The sequence below is a fragment of the Methylobacterium sp. J-088 genome (genome assembly GCF_022829295.1).
In the GTDB taxonomy this organism is placed as follows: Bacteria; Pseudomonadota; Alphaproteobacteria; order Rhizobiales; family Beijerinckiaceae; genus Methylobacterium.
On record NZ_JAKSYH010000102.1, the window covers coordinates 1 to 15,551 of the forward strand.

Annotated in this window: 16 protein-coding genes and 1 pseudogene; 10 read left to right on the forward strand and 7 right to left on the reverse strand. The window is 69.5% G+C overall.

Annotated features, from left to right (window positions below; translation table 11 throughout):
- The 3 genes and pseudogenes from MKK63_RS11255 to MKK63_RS11265 all read left to right on the forward strand — a co-directional run.
- Positions 1-273: pseudogene (locus MKK63_RS11255) on the forward strand (transposase); the annotation flags it as partial.
- Between the two features lie 248 nt (positions 274-521).
- Complete coding sequence (locus tag MKK63_RS11260; protein WP_244001666.1) at positions 522-1,274, forward strand: bacteriorhodopsin; 753 nt, start codon at positions 522-524, stop codon at positions 1,272-1,274.
- Between the two features lie 104 nt (positions 1,275-1,378).
- On the forward strand, positions 1,379-2,239 hold the full coding sequence (locus MKK63_RS11265) for a Brp/Blh family beta-carotene 15,15'-dioxygenase (RefSeq protein WP_244001668.1): 861 nt from the start codon (positions 1,379-1,381) through the stop codon (positions 2,237-2,239).
- 471 nt (positions 2,240-2,710) lie between these two features.
- On the opposite strand, the gene MKK63_RS11270 is transcribed toward MKK63_RS11265, so the two are convergent.
- Both MKK63_RS11270 and MKK63_RS11275 read right to left on the reverse strand, forming a co-directional pair.
- Positions 2,711-4,537: a cation:proton antiporter gene (locus MKK63_RS11270; protein ID WP_244001670.1), complete on the reverse strand. Its 1,827-nt coding sequence runs from the start codon at positions 4,535-4,537 to the stop codon at positions 2,711-2,713.
- Positions 4,538-5,069: 532 nt separating this feature from the next.
- Positions 5,070-5,273: a hypothetical protein gene (locus MKK63_RS11275; protein ID WP_244001672.1), complete on the reverse strand. Its 204-nt coding sequence runs from the start codon at positions 5,271-5,273 to the stop codon at positions 5,070-5,072.
- A 16-nt stretch (positions 5,274-5,289) separates the two neighbouring features.
- Between MKK63_RS11275 and MKK63_RS11280 the strand changes: the two genes are divergently transcribed.
- Entirely contained in the window at positions 5,290-5,547 is a 258-nt protein-coding gene (locus MKK63_RS11280; protein WP_244001674.1) for a hypothetical protein, read from the forward strand.
- Here the strand turns inward: MKK63_RS11280 and MKK63_RS11285 are convergent.
- From MKK63_RS11285 to MKK63_RS11295, 3 genes are read right to left on the reverse strand one after another with little or no spacing between them, the layout of a single operon-like run.
- The gene (locus tag MKK63_RS11285; RefSeq protein WP_244001675.1) at positions 5,531-5,698 is read right to left on the reverse strand and encodes a hypothetical protein; all 168 of its coding nucleotides are present in this window, start codon (positions 5,696-5,698) and stop codon (positions 5,531-5,533) included. The two genes, MKK63_RS11280 and MKK63_RS11285, sit on opposite strands and share 17 nt — an antisense overlap.
- A gap of 5 nt (positions 5,699-5,703) precedes the next feature.
- On the reverse strand, positions 5,704-5,910 hold the full coding sequence (locus MKK63_RS11290) for a hypothetical protein (protein ID WP_244001676.1): 207 nt from the start codon (positions 5,908-5,910) through the stop codon (positions 5,704-5,706).
- A gap of 6 nt (positions 5,911-5,916) precedes the next feature.
- Entirely contained in the window at positions 5,917-6,291 is a 375-nt protein-coding gene (locus MKK63_RS11295) for a hypothetical protein (RefSeq protein WP_244001678.1), read from the reverse strand.
- A gap of 204 nt (positions 6,292-6,495) precedes the next feature.
- On the opposite strand from MKK63_RS11295, the gene gspG reads away from it, so the two are divergent.
- From gspG to MKK63_RS11315, 4 genes are all read left to right on the forward strand, one after another.
- Positions 6,496-6,939 carry a type II secretion system major pseudopilin GspG gene (gspG, locus tag MKK63_RS11300; protein WP_279574627.1) on the forward strand — a complete coding sequence of 148 codons (444 nt, stop codon included), beginning with the start codon at positions 6,496-6,498 and terminating at the stop codon, positions 6,937-6,939.
- Positions 6,940-7,044: 105 nt separating this feature from the next.
- Positions 7,045-8,631 (forward strand): ABC transporter substrate-binding protein, encoded by a 1,587-nt coding sequence (locus tag MKK63_RS11305; RefSeq protein ID WP_244001682.1) that lies wholly within the window; start codon positions 7,045-7,047, stop codon positions 8,629-8,631.
- 71 nt (positions 8,632-8,702) lie between these two features.
- Complete coding sequence (locus MKK63_RS11310) at positions 8,703-10,202, forward strand: M81 family metallopeptidase (protein WP_244001684.1); 1,500 nt, start codon at positions 8,703-8,705, stop codon at positions 10,200-10,202.
- Positions 10,203-10,206: 4 nt separating this feature from the next.
- Positions 10,207-11,427, forward strand: a complete 1,221-nt coding sequence (locus MKK63_RS11315; protein WP_244001686.1) for a serine hydrolase domain-containing protein — start codon at positions 10,207-10,209, stop codon at positions 11,425-11,427.
- 8 nt (positions 11,428-11,435) lie between these two features.
- Here the strand turns inward: MKK63_RS11315 and MKK63_RS11320 are convergent, their stop codons facing one another.
- Positions 11,436-11,951, reverse strand: a complete 516-nt coding sequence (locus MKK63_RS11320) for a cupin domain-containing protein (protein ID WP_244001688.1) — start codon at positions 11,949-11,951, stop codon at positions 11,436-11,438.
- Between the two features lie 267 nt (positions 11,952-12,218).
- On the opposite strand from MKK63_RS11320, the gene MKK63_RS11325 reads away from it, so the two are divergent.
- Positions 12,219-13,790, forward strand: a complete 1,572-nt coding sequence (locus tag MKK63_RS11325) for an ABC transporter substrate-binding protein (protein ID WP_244001690.1) — start codon at positions 12,219-12,221, stop codon at positions 13,788-13,790.
- A 167-nt stretch (positions 13,791-13,957) separates the two neighbouring features.
- On the forward strand, positions 13,958-14,425 hold the full coding sequence (locus tag MKK63_RS11330; RefSeq protein WP_244001692.1) for a hypothetical protein: 468 nt from the start codon (positions 13,958-13,960) through the stop codon (positions 14,423-14,425).
- A 177-nt stretch (positions 14,426-14,602) separates the two neighbouring features.
- Here MKK63_RS11330 and ruvB read toward each other — a convergent pair.
- Positions 14,603-15,551 (reverse strand): Holliday junction branch migration DNA helicase RuvB (ruvB, locus tag MKK63_RS11335; protein ID WP_244001694.1); only part of this gene is annotated, 949 nt, incomplete at its 5' end.

The following is a 15,551-nucleotide window of genomic DNA, read 5'->3' on the forward strand; positions in this document are numbered from 1 at the left end:
CGCCGTGCTGCTGCTCGATCAGGCCGGGTGGCACACCACCAGGAAACTCGTCGCGCCCGCCAACATCACCCTGCCGCCCCTGCCGGCCCGCCCCCCGAACTCAACCCGGTCGAGAACCTATGGCAGTTCATGCGCGACAACGGGCTCGGCAACCGCGTCTTCAAATCCCACGCCGACATCCTCGACCACTGCTGCCACGCCTGGAACAGCCTCATCGACCGACCCTGGCGCATCATGTCCATCGGACTGCGCACCGGGGCTCAGGAGTTCTGATCAATCAGCGTTGGTATCACTCTAGCCTTCGAAGCGGACATTGCCGCAACCGACGCTAAGGTTTTCGGCCATGGCAGCTGCGACGCTTTATGGCCAAAGGGGTGGCGGCAAGCCGTCAGCAGCGGCTCCCGTGAAGGTCACGCCCGACTGCGACAATTGCCCCACGAAACGTTCTCGCTTGAGGCCAATTGGAGACGTGCTGCCACGTTCGTGCGCACCACTTTCATCCTTGTCCTTATGAGTAATCGATGACGCCTCAATTTTGGCTGTGGCTCGGCTGTGTCGGCATGGCGGCGGGAGCCGCCGTGATCCTGTTCATGGCGAAACGGCGGACCCCCGCTGAGGAGGCTGATGGGATCATCCACGGGATCGTGCCCATCATCGCAGCCTGCTCCTACTTTGCTATGGCCACGGGACAGGGAAGCCTCGTCCTTCCGGCAGGTCCCGATGCGGCTGAGGCTGCGCGGCAGTTCTACTTTGCGCGCTACATCGACTGGACGTTCACGACACCCCTGCTGCTCGTCGGCCTCTCGCGCACGGCGATGCATTCCGGCATGCGGCGCCCGGCTGTCGTGTGGGGGCTGATCGGATCCGACCTGATCATGGTCGTAACGGCCCTTGCCTTCGGCCTGTCCGACGTCGCCGCGGTGAAGTGGACGTGGTTCGCCATCTCCTGCGGCGCCTTCCTGGCGGTGTTCTACGGGATCTTCGTGCAACTGCGTGAGGAGAATGCCGGGGAGCGGGGCGACGTGCGGAAGGCTTTCCTGCGCAACGCCGTGTTCCTCACGGGGGTGTGGTCCGCCTATCCGATCGTGCTGCTCGTCGGCCAGGACGGCCTTGGCTTCCTGTCGCCCACGCTGGCTCTGGCGGCGATCGCCATCCTCGATCTGACCGCCAAGGTCGTCTACGGGATCATGGCGACCCTAGAGACGACACGCGCTGTCGACCGCGATCTGAAGGACGGCCGCGTGGCCACGACGCCGCTGCGCCGGGCGGCTTGAAGCGGATGGCGGCCCCGTCGTCTGTCTTCCTCATCGGGGATACCGCCGACGCGAGCCGCCACTGTATGCCCGTTCGGGGCCCGTGGCTGCTGCGGGGCGTGGGCATGCTGATAGGACTCGTGCTGGTCGCCTCCGCCTGTCTGCCGCGCGACATCTCATGGCTCGTGGCCCTGGCCGCGGTGATCGTCCTGGGGGTTCCGCACGGGGCCCTGGACGGCGCGGTGGCGGCGCCGCTGCTTCGTCCCCGCTACGGACGTGTGTGGTTCGGGGTCTTCGCCATCCCGTATCTCGGCCTCTCAGCGCTGGTGCTCCTGGCGTGGCAGATCCTGCCTCTCGTCACCCTAGCGGCGTTCCTCGCCGTCTCAGTTGTGCATTTCGGCCTGGAGGATGCGGGCCCGGGCCTACCGATCGAGGCGCTCGTACGCGGGGGGCTCCCGGTCGCGCTGCCGGCTTTGTTGCGCCCGGACCAGACGGCGGAGCTTTTCGCAGTCGTGACCCGGTCGCCAATGCCGCAGCTTCCGGTCTGGTGGTGGGCCACCGCGTGGCTCTGGCTTGGCCTTACGGGGGCTTGGCTTCTCAGGCGCGGAGCCCGGCGGGGCGTGCTCGGCGAGATGATCGTCCTGGCGGTGAGTTTTTTGGCGCTGCCACCGCTCACGGCCTTCACTCTGTACTTCGTCGGCCTCCATGCTCCCAGGCACATGCTCGCCCTGGTGCGGGACCCGATCAAGGCCCCCGGCGTAGACACGATGCAGCGGGCCGTGCTGGCTTCGCTGCCGATCTTTGCTCTGACCATCCTGCTGGGTGTCGGCCTCTGGCCGCTCTATGCCGCCGGCTCGTCGGGTGCGCCGGCGACCCTCCTGGCCGTCACGCTGCAGATGCTGTCGGCCCTGACCGTGCCGCACATCCTCCTCGACCGGATCGCGGTACGGCAACAGGGTCATTCGGAGCCTTCTTCGTCGCGATGAAGGCGAGGCTCGAAATTTCACTGGCTGGCGCCGGGGCAAACCCCTACGCCCTGTGCTCCCTGCGCGCGGCCATTCCCCCACGGTCCCCTCGGGACCGGAACGGGGAGTAGGTATGATCTCAGGCAGCGGCTACGCCAGTGCGGCCGGCGGTAGTCCGAGCACCTGACGGAAGAGGTCGCCTGCGTCCCAACCACCGTGCGCGCGACCTGAAACGAACCCTAGAACGTCCGCTTCCGTGTATGTCCGAATGGAAGCGGAATGACTGGAAACCACCCTGAGCTGCCATTCCGCTTCAGATTTAACAATGACGTTCGGGCCTCCGAACCTGATGCCCATTCGCCTGAAGCAGCCATCAAGCTAACCAAGCGTTTGATTGCGCTGGAAGGTCCTTCACAATTCAAGACGAATACGAGGCTGCGGGTGGCCTGAGCGCCGCGCTTGCAGCGGAACGATCCCGGACAGGGCGATCGTTCAAGTAGGCATCATGGCGGGGCGGTCATCGCCGTCGAATTCCGCCATGCTTGGCGTCTGCAGGATCAGCACCCTATCGCCCTCGGCAGTCTCGTTCTGCTCGTGATCGACCGAGAAGAATTCGAGGCTCCCGTCGGTCTTGATGGCGAGCAGATGGACGTCATCCGGCTGCTCGACGGCATCCAAGTCGGCGACGAAGAACCGCCAGCCGGCCTCGTGCCGCCCGGCTAACGCATCGAAGCTGATATCCGCATTTCCGAAGACTTTACCGCGGGCATCCCGGCTGACGCCGGTGTCCGCGTGCAGCAGGTGGTTTTCGGACGGAGCGACTTGATAAACGCGCTCGCGACCAATTTCGGGGGCCAAGTGGGTGCATACGAGGGCGTTGTAGAGTTCGTCTCGAGTCGCAGCGAGCAGATGATCCGGAGGATGGTCGGCCATCCCTTCCTCGGCGGATCGAGACAGGAGTTCCGCCTGCAGCGTCGGCACCCCCGCTTCCCGTGCAGCAAGCATGGCGCCCGGGTAGATGTCGATGATCACGACCGGCACGCCCGCCCGATGAAGTGCAATCACCATGTCGCTCGCCCACGGGGATGCTCCGACAACGGCGAGCCGCTGCGTAGCGGCTGCGGTCGATAGGCCGAACCTTCGGGCGAGCGGCCCCAGGGAAAAGCCGTGGGCGAGCACGGTCGCGACGATGACCGCGAACACAGTTGGTTGGATCAGGTCACCGCCGGCGTACCCCGCCTCGCTCAGGCGAGGACCGGCTAGCCCGGCAACGGCAGCCGCGACGATGCCACGAGGCCCGATCCAGCCGACGAACAGTCGCTCCCCCCGGGATAGATCACTGCGCATCGTGGCCAACCAGATCGCCGCCGGGCGAACCACGAAAAGGATCGCCGCCGTTAGCCCGAGGATAGGCGCCGACAGCTTTCCAAGGACCGCGAGGTCGAGGTCGGCGGTCAGCACGACGAACAGGCATGACACCAGCAGGACGACGAGCGCCTCTTTGAAGCGGCGGAGTTCGGCTAGACCCGGCATGTGCCGGTTCGCGAGCGCGACGCCAAACACGGTCGCGCCGATGAGGCCGGCCTCGTGCATAAGTAGGTTCGGCACGACGTAAGCGACCAGTGCGAGCGCGAGTAGCACCGGCGTCTTCAGTGTTTCCGGGATCAGGTCGCGCCGGAACGCCCATGCGACCATGAGCGCCGAGCCGACACCAAGGGCGCCGGCGACCAGCACGCCCTCCACGAGGTGAAGCGTCAATGCGGTGGCTGGACCCTCCCCGGCTCCGCGGGGCACGCCTACAAGAATCTCGACGACGACCGCGGTCAAGATAGCCCCAACCGGGTCGTTGACGATGGCCTCCCACTTCAAGAAGGCGGCTGAGCGTCTATCCAGTCGCGCTTGGCGCAAGAGCGGCAAGATCACGGTCGGCCCGGTGACGACGAGGATGGCGCCGAACACGGAAGCCGGTCCCCACAACATTCCCCCGATAAGGTGGGCGGCGAGTGTGCCCAGGACGAAATTGATGGGCAGGGCGAAGGCGGTCAGCCGTAGCACCCCCTCGCCGGACGCCCGCAACTCGCGGAAATCGAGGGCAAGACCGCCCTCGAACACCACGACGGCGACCGCCAAGCCGATCAGGGGTCGCAGGTTCGGGCCGAAATCGTGCGTGGGATGCAGCAGGCCGAGTACAGGCCCGACCAGGAAGCCAAGCGCGAGCAGGATGACGATGGAAGGGATGCGCAGTCTGGCCGCGAGAACCTGAGCAGCGATGCCGCCACCGACGACGCAAAGGACCGCCGTCGCCAAACCGTGTTCCATGCACGACGCTCCGGACCAGCGTCCAGACCCGCCCCCTTGGCAGCCGAACCGAGATCCTACGATGGGGTTGGGGCGGTCGCTTGGTTCCCGTCGCGCGGGCGGAAGACGTAGCGTACGCTTCAGGCCAATCGAGCGGCCCTGCTACGGTTCCCTTTCTCGGAGCGCAGCCATGGACGCAGCTATGGGGCTGCCCGCTGACGGTGCCTGCGTCGGCCACAGGTCATTCGCGGAAGGTAGCGCATGCCCTCGTCGATGTCTGCATTTGGAGCGATTTCGTATGACTTGACCGGCTGCTATGGGCGCAAGGCCGAAGGTCCGGACCTGCGCTCGCTGACGATCCGACATGGCGTAATCTGGCCGAAAGCGGAACGTCTGCTTTGGACCCATCGACCAGACAGGCGGACATGCTTCGGGATTGACTGGAAACGGTGGCGTGACCGTTGCACCGGGAGGTCCGCTTCGGCAGACAGCGTACCCGACATCCGTCCGGGCCGCCGGAGCGGATTGCGACCCCGGAAAGGATCATCACGGATCAGTCCGCAGCGGCGGTGGCGCTTGATTTACCTTGTCCATGAAGGCTGACGACGGCAACCGCGTCGGGGCGATCTGCCAGGCCCTGCGGCGGGCCATCGTGGAACGGGCGCACGCCCTCGGCGAGGCGGCGCAACACCTGACCGAGAGCGGCGGCCTCGCCTCCGGGCTCGGGCGCCTGCGCGCCCTCGACCCTGAACCTCATCGCCAGCGGCGATCAGGTGAACCGCCTCGGCAGCGTCCTGGCCTACACCGCCGAGATGCACGAGACCCATCCGGGCCAGCGCATCGACCGGATGCTCGCCCTGTTCACGCCCCTGGTGACGATCGCGGCCGGCGGCCTGATCGTCTCGGTGATTGGGGGCGATCCTGAGCGTCGGCCAGCTCGCGCAGTGCGGACGGGAACCGGGAGGACGAGGCTGCACTGCCCTGTCGGGGCGCTTCGCCGAACCCTGTTCGCCGTCACGCCGCCGGCGTGAACACCAGCGCCCCGTGCAGGCCGAGGGCGAGGAACGGTCCGAACGGCATTTGCGCCAGGCCCGTCCACGCCGTCGCCGTCCCGAGGAATTGTACGTCGCCGAGGCCGGTCCGGCCGCGCAGGCGGGCGTAGAGGGCCCGCAGCCACCACATCGCGGTCACATCGCGGTGACGACGAGCGCCACGTCGGCGACTCGGGCCAGCACGGCGCCCGGGCTCGGATCCCGGAGGCCCGCGACGCGGAGGCCGGCAAGGAGCAGGGCGAGGTTCAGCCCGCCCGGAATGATCCGCCGCCGCAGGTCGATAAGGGCCCCCGGCAGGGTCAGCGGCAGTGGCAGCAGCGCGACCAGGGGATCGAACGCCACGGCGGGTCAGGACCGGCCCGGCGCCGCGGCCTCATCCACCAGGGCCTGTCGAGCGACCGTCCGCGGGCCGGCGGCCATCCGCCTGCACAGGTGGCGCCACAGCAGGATCGCCCCGAGGGACGTCACGCCGATGCCGGCGAGCCAGAAGCCGATCAGCACCCCGTAGGCCACGGTGCCGTTGAACTCGCGCATCAGGCCGAGGGCGACGCAGACACCGAGGAGGTGGAGCCCCGCGAGCACGGTCAGAACCTGTACCGGGGGCAGCGGACCGGGCAGCGCCAGGGTAAGGGGCGCGGCGCTCGCCGGTCGCGCCATCAGGAAAGCAGCCGGAATCAGGATCGCGGCGGCGGTCGCGGCACGTCGCGCGGACGGGATGGGCATGGCGGGGTCGCTCGCAGTCTCGCTCTGCGCCGGGCTGCCGACGCGAATGCGCAGACATTTGTGGGCCGCCAATTAAAAATGACTGAAACGCAGTGTCCAATCCATCATTATCCGCGCACGCTCAATCTATGAGCCGCCAATGAAATTTTTAGGAATCAGACGCCGCGTAATCCAGAACAACACGATTCGGATCGGATTTGCGCGATGGGACAAACGCACGCCGGAAGCCAACCCTGTAGATTGAATACAGAGTATACTGGCTTCGCCCACTTTGAAATTCTGGTTGTTCTGGCGAACATCGGCATGATCGCCAGCCTCGCAACGCCGCAGGTGCTCGGCTATCTCGGCCGCGCCAAGTGCGAGACGGCCCGGATCCAGGTGAAGAACATCGCCCAGGCGGTGGAGCTCTATTGCCTCGACCTCGGCGGCTATCCGACCTCGGACCAGGGGCTGGCGGCGCTGGTCCAGCCGACCTTGCCGGGCTGGCGGGGCCCCTATGTGCGCGACGCCCGCGGCCTGACCGACCCCTGGGGCCAGGCCTACCTGTACCGGTCGCCAGGCAGCCAGGGGCGCTACGAGGTCTATTCCCTCGGCAGCGACGGTCAGGTCGGCGGCACGGGCGACGCCGCCGACGTGGCCAGCAACTGAGGACGGCCCCGGATTTGCCTCGTCGCCTCGACGGCGCCACTCTGCGGCGCGGTACGCGGCGAAGGGCGCACGACTTCTGATGATGGCAAGCACGGTTGAGCGGCCATGAGGCGCCGCGACGTCCTCGGGGGTCTGTCCGCGGCGTCCATGGCCTCCGCTTGCCTGGCCCGGCCCGCATTGGCGCAGCCCGCCAAGGTCCTGCGCTTCATCCCGGAAAGCGACGTCGCGGTCATCGATCCCGTCTGGACGACCGCGACCGTGACGCGCAACCACGGCTACCTCATCTTCGACACCCTCTACGGGCAGACCGCGCGCTACGATTTCGAGCCGCAGATGGTGGCGGGTCATACGGTCGAGGCGGAGGGGCGCCTCTGGCGGCTCACCCTGCGCGAGGGCCTGCGCTTCCACGACGGCGCGCCGGTGCTGGCCCGCGACGCAGTGGCGAGCATCCGCCGGTTCGCCGCCCGCGACGCCTTCGCCCGGGCGCTGATGGAGGCCACCGACGAACTCACCGCCGCCTCCGACCGCGAAATCGTGTTCCGCCTGAAGCGGCCCTTCCCGCTGCTGCCCGCGGCGCTGGGCAAGACCGGCACGTCGATGCCCTGCATCATGCCGGAGCGCCTGGCGAAGACCGACCCCAACGTCCAGGTCACCGAGATGGTCGGCTCCGGGCCGTTCCGCTTCAAGGCGGACGAGCGGGTGCCGGGGGCACTTACCGTCTACGAGCGCTTTGACGGCTACGTACCTCGGGCGGACGGCACGGCGAGCTTCACCGCCGGGCCGAAGCGCGCGCATTTCGACCGGGTCGAGTGGCGGATCGTGCCCGATGCCTCCACGGCGGCGAGCGCGCTGGCGGCCGGCGAGGTCGATTGGTGGCAGAACCCGACGCCGGACCTGCAGGGGCTGCTGCGGGCCAAGCCGGGGGTCAGGCTGGAGGTGCTCGATCCGGTCGGTGGCATCGGCTGCCTGCGCTTCAACCACCTGCATCCGCCCTTCGACAACCCCGCGATCCGCCGGGCGTTGCTCGGTGCCGTCGACCAGACCGAGTTCATGAGCGCGGTCGCGGGCGACGAGCGCGCTTTGTGGAAGGACCATGTCGGCGTCTTCTGCCCCGATGCGCCGATGGCGACGCGGGCGGGCACCGAGGTTCTGGTGGGCCCGCGCGACTTCGGCGCGGTGAAACGCGCCCTCACGGAGGCCGGATACCGGGGCGAGCGCGTGGTCATGCTCGATCCGAGCGACTATCCCGCCACCCACCCGCTGGCCCTGGTCGCCGCCGAGGCCTTCCAGAAATGCGGGCTGAACGTCGACCTCGTCGCGATGGATTGGGGAACCCTGGTGCAGCGCCGGGCGAGCCGCCAGCCCCCCGACAAGGGCGGCTGGAGCACCTTCGTCACCTACCTGAACGGCACCAACAACTTCGATCCCGCCGGCCAGCTCGGCATCCGCGGCAACGGCGATCAGGCCTGGTTCGGCTGGCCCCGTGCCCCGCGGCTCGAGGCGCTGCGCGCGCAATGGTTCGCCGCGCCCGATCCCGCGGCCCAGAAGGCGATCTGCGCCGAGATCCAGCGGCAGTTCTTCATCGACGTGCCGTACCTGCCGCTCGGCGCCTATTACGAGGCGACGGCCTCGCGCGGGCTGACCGGCCTGCGCACCGGCTTCCCGCAATTCTACGACGTCCGGCCGGCTTAGCGGCCTGCCCCCCTTCCCCATGCCGAACCGGCCTCCGCATCGACGGAGCGCACCCGAGGAGACCGCAGCCGATGCGCATCGCCGTGCTCCAGTTCACCCACGAGACCGTGACGTTCCTGCCGAACGACACGACCCGCGACGACTTCATCTATCCGGGCTCCCCGGCGGGCGGCGCGGCGCTGCTCGCCACCGACCCCAAGGGCTACATGGGGGGCTTCGTCCAGGTCGCCCGGGAATACGAGGGGGTCGACCTCGTCGGCCTCACCTCGCCGCTCTGGCCGCGCACCGGCATCGGCTCAGGCTGGGTGACGCAGGACGCGTTTGCGCATTTCCTCGACGCGATGCTGGCGGAGCTGGAGGCGGGGGCACCGTTCGACGGGGTCTACCTCGCGCTGCACGGCGCGATGGCGGTGCGCGGCGTGCCGCGCCCCGAGGCCGAAATCGCCCGACGGGTGCGGGCGGTGGTGGGGGCGGGCGTGCCCATCGCGGCGACCTTCGACCCGCACGGCAACGAGGATGCGGAGTTCCTGCACCACGCCGACATGGCGTTCGCGGTGAAGTACTTCCCGCACTACGACATGCATCTCCAGGGGCAGCGCGCGGCGCGGATGCTGGTGCGGACGATCCGCGGCAGCTTCCGGCCGGCGCACCGGACGATCCCGATCCCGATCCTTGCGCCGACCGTGGTGATGTGGACCGGCGCCTCGCCGTGGTCCGACCTGATCCAGCGCGCCTTGGTCTGGGAGGCGCGGGAGCCCGATGTCTTCGTCAATGTCTATTTCGGCTTCCCCTGGTCGGACGTGCCGGATGCCGGCATGGCGGTCCAGGTCCTGACGAACGGCGATCACGCTCTCGCCGACCGGATCGCCCGCGACATGGCGGCCTGGACGTGGCGGCACCGCGCGGCGCTGGTGTCGAGCGTCGCGATCCACCCGATGCGGGACGGCATCGCCAAGGCATCCGAGGCTGCGCGGGCGGGCGGCGCGCCGGTCGTGCTCGCCGATTACAGCGACCGCTCGGGCCGGGCGACATGGCTGCTCGCCGAGGTGCTGGCCCAGGGGCTGGAGCGCACGCTGATCGCAACGGTCGCCGCGCCCGCGCTTCTGGGCCGGCTGCTGACCGGGGGCGTGAAGGCCGGCGATCCGTTCGACGCGGAGGTCGGCGGCCCCGTGGCCGGCGAGGCGGAACCCTCCGCGGGCGTCCCGGTCCGCGTCACCGGCACGGTGTGTGCGGTCGTCGAGGGCACGACCGGCCGGGGCGCCGGCACGTGGCTCTGCGTCGCCTTCGGCCGGGGTAACGTGCTGGTCCTCAGCCCCTACCTCGTTCAGATCATGGAGCCGTCGGAACTCTGGGACCTCGGCCTGACACCGGAGGATTTCGACATGGTGGCGATCAAGTCCCGGGTCCATTTCCGCCGGGGTTTCGACGATGGCGGCTATGCGCGGACGATCCTGCTGGTCGAGCCGCCCGAGCCGTTCGTCGGGACGGTCCACCTGGACGCCCTCCCCTACCAGCATCTCAACGTCGCCGACTTCTATCCCTACGGCGATCCCGCCTTCGACGCCGGATAGCCGGATGGTCCGTCCCGGCGATGCCGTCGCGGCGGCCCCGCGCTACATCGGCGCCATGCGGAACGCGCCGGTCTTCTCCCTCCACCGCCTCGATCGCCTCGGCGACCGCTTGGCTGACGATGTCGCCACGGGCGCGATCGCGGGGGCCGACCTGCTCGTCGGCGGGACGGGCGGGGACATCTGGCGGCGCACCGTTGGCTTCCGCGACAGCGTCGCGGGCGACGACCTGAAGCCCGACGCGCTCTGGCGCATCTACTCGATGACCAAGGTCGTCGTCTCGGTCGCCGCCCTGGTCCTGGCCGAGCGCGGCGCCCTGCGCCTCGATCAGCCGGTCGCGGATTTCATCCCCGCCTTCGGACGCCTCGCCGTGCAGGGCCCGGAGGGCGGCCTCAGGCCGGCCGGGAGCGCGCCGACCGTTCAGGATCTGCTGCGCCACACTGCCGGGATCGCGTACGGCTATCTCGGCGATGGACCGACGCGGCGGGCCTACGAGGCCGACGGGCTGCTCGCCGAGGATCTCGACAACGCGGCCTTCGCCGAGCGGATCGCCCGCCTGCCGCTGGAGCAGGAGCCCGGCACGGTCTGGCATTACTCGCACGCCACCGACATCCTTGGCCGCGTCCTGGAGGTGGCCGGCGGCGCGGATCTGCAGGGCGTCCTCGACGCGACCCTCCTCGGGCCGCTCGGGCTCGCCGATACCCGGTTCCGGATCCCGACGGCGCTGGCCGGGCGCGTCGCCCAGCCGCTGCCGCAGGCGTTCGGGCAGCGGCCGGTCTTCCACGATCCGACCGAGCCCCGGCGCAGCCAGCGGGGCAATGGCGGCCTCGTGTCGAGCACGGCGGATTACGCCCGCTTCCTGCGCATGCTGCTGGCCGGCGGCGCCCTCGGCGGCGTGCGGATCCTGGCCCCGGCCAGCGTGCGGCTCATGACGGCGGACCATCTCGGGACCGCGATCGCCAAGGCTGCCTACTACCCGCCCGGCCCGGGTTACGGCTTCGGGCTGGGGGTGGCGGTCCGGCTCGCGGCGGGCGAGGCGCCGGTGCCGGGCAGCGTCGGCGACTGGTTCTGGAGCAGCGTCGGCGGCACCTATTTCTGGGTTGATCCCGCTGCGGGCTTCTTCGCCCTCCTGATGCTGCAGACCTCCTCGGCCGCGCAGCGCCAGCACTACCGCACTCTGACACGCGCCATGGTGTATGCCGCGCTGGAAGACGGGACCGCGGCCTGACCGATGCGTCAGGGATGCTTGTGGATCGGGTCGACCCAGTAGACCGTCTCGGGCACCTCGGCGGCCGCGACATCGGGCAGGTTGACCACCACCGCCTCGTTGTCGGAGCGCACCAGCACGCAGTGCAGGGGCTCGTCGGTCGAGGCATTGATCTCCTGGTGGGGCACGAAGGGCGGCACGAAGATGAAGTCGCCCGGGCCGGCTTCCGCGACGTATTCCAGCCGCTCGCCCCAGCGCATCCGCGCCCGGCCCGAGACCACGTAGATCACGCTCTCGAGGTCGCCGTGATGATGCACGCCGGTCTTGGCGTCGGGCTGGATCGCCACCGTGCCGGCCCAGATCTTCTGGGCGCCGACCCGGGCGGCGTTGATCGCCGCCTGCCGGAACATGCCGGGCGTCTGCGCGGTGTTGGCGTCGAGCCGGTCGCCCGGGATCACTCGCACCCCGTCGTGCTTCCAGCGCTCGGCGGTGTCGGGCTCATGCGCGTGGTCGTGGGTGTGATGGGCGTCGCCGTCGTCGTGCATGTCGGATCCTCCGGCGCCATCATCGCACGGCCGGGACGTTCTGCGAAAAGCCTGAATCGCGATGGGTCCGGGCCGGCAATCAGCACGGGATCGACGGGGTGTCCTGTACAGTAGAGGCACCACAACCGCGACATCGACAGATGAACGGCGGTCCAGTGGCCTCTCGGACGGGCTGGGGTTAACGCCCAGATATTGCAGCCGACGCCTGACGTCCGCCCTCTGGTCCGGGGGTTGCTACGCTCGCACCTCTCGAGATCAGGAGCACGGATGAAGCGCCGCACATTCCTCGCCGCGGGGGCCGTGACCCTGGCGGCCCCCAGGATCGGCCGGGCGCAGGGCAGCCGGGTCCTTCGCATGGTACCCCAGGCGAACCTGACCTCGATCGACCCGATCTGGACGACGGCGATCGTGACGCGCAACCACGCCTACGTCATCTACGACACGCTGTTCGGCCTCGATTCCGGCCTGCAGCCCCGGCCGCAGATGGCCGCCGGCCATCGTGTCGAGGAGAACGGGCGCCGGGTCACCATCACGCTGCGCGAGGGCCTGCGCTTCCACGACGGCACGCCGGTCCTGGCGCGGGACTGCGTCGCCAGCATCCGGCGCTGGGCGGCGCGGAACGGTTTTGGCCAAGTGCTGATGGCGGCGACCGACGAACTCAGCGACGACAACGACACGACGATCGTGTTCCGCCTCAAGGAACCGTTCCCGCTGCTTCCGAACGCGCTGGCGAGCGTCAGCCAGCCCGCCTTCATCATGCCCGAGCGGATCGCCCGCACCGACCCGTTCAAGCAGATCACCGACGCCACCGGCTCGGGGCCGTTCCGCTGGAAGGCCGACGAATTCAACTCCGGCAGCCTGATGGTCTACGAGCGGCACGCCGGCTACGTACCCGCCCCCGGCGCGCCGAGCCTGACGGCCGGCGGCAAGATCGCGCATTTCGACCGGATCGAGTGGCAGATCATCGGCGACGGCGCGACCGCGGCGGCGGCCCTGCAGAACGGCGAGATCGACTGGTACGAGCAGCCGCCGCCGGAACTGCAGCAGCTCCTCGCCCGCAACCGGGACATCGTCGTGGAGGGGCTCGATCGCCTGACCAACCCCGCCATCCTGCGGATGAACCACCTGCACCCGCCCTTCGACGACGTCGCGGTGCGCCGGGCGGTGCTGCCGGCCATCCTCCAGAGCGACTTCATGGCGGCGGTCGCGGGTGACGATCCGGCCAACTACAACGACCGCTGCGGGATTTTCACCCCGGGTACGCCGATGGCGACGGAGATGGGCCTGGAGGCGCTCACCGGGCCGCGCAGCCTGGACAAGGCGAAGTCCCTTCTGAAGGCGGCAGGCTACAACGGCGCGAAGGTCCGGCTGATCGGCCCGACCGACATCCTGGCGCCCTCGGCGATCACCCAGGTGGCGGCCGATCTCCTGCCCCGGATCGGCTTCAACGTGGAGGCGGCGCTCAGCGACTGGGGCACCGTGATCCAGCGCCGGGTCTCGCGCGAGCCGGTCGACAAGGGCGGCTGGTCGGTGCTGCTGACGACGTTCTCGTCTTTCGACAACGCCGACCCGGCCGCGCTCCAGCCGCTCCGGGCGAACGGTGCCAACGCGTGGTTCGGCTGGCCGACGATCCCGAAGCTGGAAGCGTTGCGCACCGCGTGGTTCGCCGCCCCCGACGAGGCGGCGCGCAAGGCGATCTGCGCCGACATGCAGCGGGTGGCGCTCGACGAGGTGGTCTACGTGCCGGTCGGCTCCTATCGGTCGATGACCTCCTACCGGCGCAACCTCACGGGCCGCGTCGTAGGCTTCCCGATCCTCTGGAACATCCGGAAGGCCTGATGGCGCCTCCGGGACCGGCCGCGGCGACGCGTCGTCCGGTCGGGCCTTTGACCGGCCGCAGCGCGTGCCGCACACTCGGCGCGCGGCATGCCGACGACAGGCCTGCCCAATCCGGTTCCCCGCGCCGCGGGCGACCATTGGTCGAGGCACCACCCCGGGAGGGACCTGTGCGCGCTGATATCCCGCTCGACGCCGCTGCCGGCACCGGCCGGGGGGCAAGCCTGCCGCGGCCGGGGCGCACCGCGCTCGTCCTGCTGACGGTCGCGGCGCTCGCGATTGCGGGGGCGGCAGCGGCCCGGGCGCCTGTGACGCGCCTCGATCCCGACCTCGTCCGGGTGATCCGCTTCATGGCGCTGATCAAGGGTGGGCTGGCGCTTGCTGCGGTCGCGGCCTGCTTCTGGCGTCTCGCCCGCCCCACCGGCCCGTGGCGCACTGCGATCTACGTCGTCGGACCGCCCGCCATGGCGGGGGCCTCCATCACCCTCGGCGCAGGGCTGAGCCCCGCGCTCGCGGCGGCGGCCCTGCACATGAGTTTGCTCGCAGTGGTGGCGGCCGCGCTGACCGACCGCGATTTCATCCCCGACCTACTGCTGCGCAGGCGAGCTGGATCGAGCGCACCGCGGCGGCGTCGCTAAGCGCGTCCCTTTTCCCCGGGCGCATGCAGCGCCAGCGGAATGCGGCCCGGGATTCGGCGCAAGACGTCGCGAAGCGTCCATCGGCGCCACCCTGTGCCGCTGCGCGGCGCTTTGTATGCTGGATCCCGGAACACCTTCCACTTGCGTTCCAGGCGTCCGGGAAAAGGGCGCGCCGCCTCACGCGGCCGCAGCCGCCTCGTTCCGGTCGGGCACGGCCAGCCCCATATGGGTGTAGGCGTGCCGGGTCAGAACCCGCCCTCGGGGGGTGCGCTGCACGAAGCCGCGCTGGATCAGATACGGCTCGATGATGTCCTCGATCGCGTCCCGCGGCTCCGACAACGCCGCCCCGATCGTCTCGATCCCCACAGGCCCGCCCCCGAACGAGCGCGCGATCAGGCTCAGGTACTTGCGGTCCATCACGTCGAGACCCGCCTCGTCGACGTCGAGCAGCTTCAGCGCGCGGTCGGCGATCGCCCGCGTCACCGTCCCGGCCTCCGCCACGATCGCGAAGTCCCGCACCCGCCGCAGCAGACGCCCCGCGATCCGCGGCGTGCCGCGCGCCCGCCTTGCGATCTCGTTGGCGCCCTCCGCCGACATGCCGATCCCCAGCACCCGCGCCCCGCGGGCCACGATCTGCTCCAGCTCGTCGATCTCGTAGAATTCCAACCGGATCGGGATGCCGAACCGATCGCGCAGCGGCGTGGTCAGCAGGCCCGCGCGCGTGGTGGCGCCGACCAGGGTGAACTTGGGCAGCTCGATCTTGACCGAGCGCGCCGCCGGCCCCTCGCCGATGATCAGGTCGAGCTGGTAATCCTCCATGGCCGGGTAGAGGATCTCCTCGACCGCCGGGTTGAGCCGGTGGATCTCGTCGATGAACAGGACATCGCGCTCGTCGAGATTGGTGAGCTGGGCGGCGAGATCGCCGGCCTTGGCGATGACCGGCCCGGAGGTGGAGCGGAAGTTCACCCCGAGTTCGCGGGCGACGATCTGGGCGAGCGTCGTCTTGCCGAGCCCGGGCGGCCCGACGAACAGCACGTGGTCGAGCGCCTGCCCGGTCTTGCGGGCGGCCTCGATGAAGATCTGCATGTTGGCCCGGGCCGCGCGCTGGCCGATGAACTCGGACAGG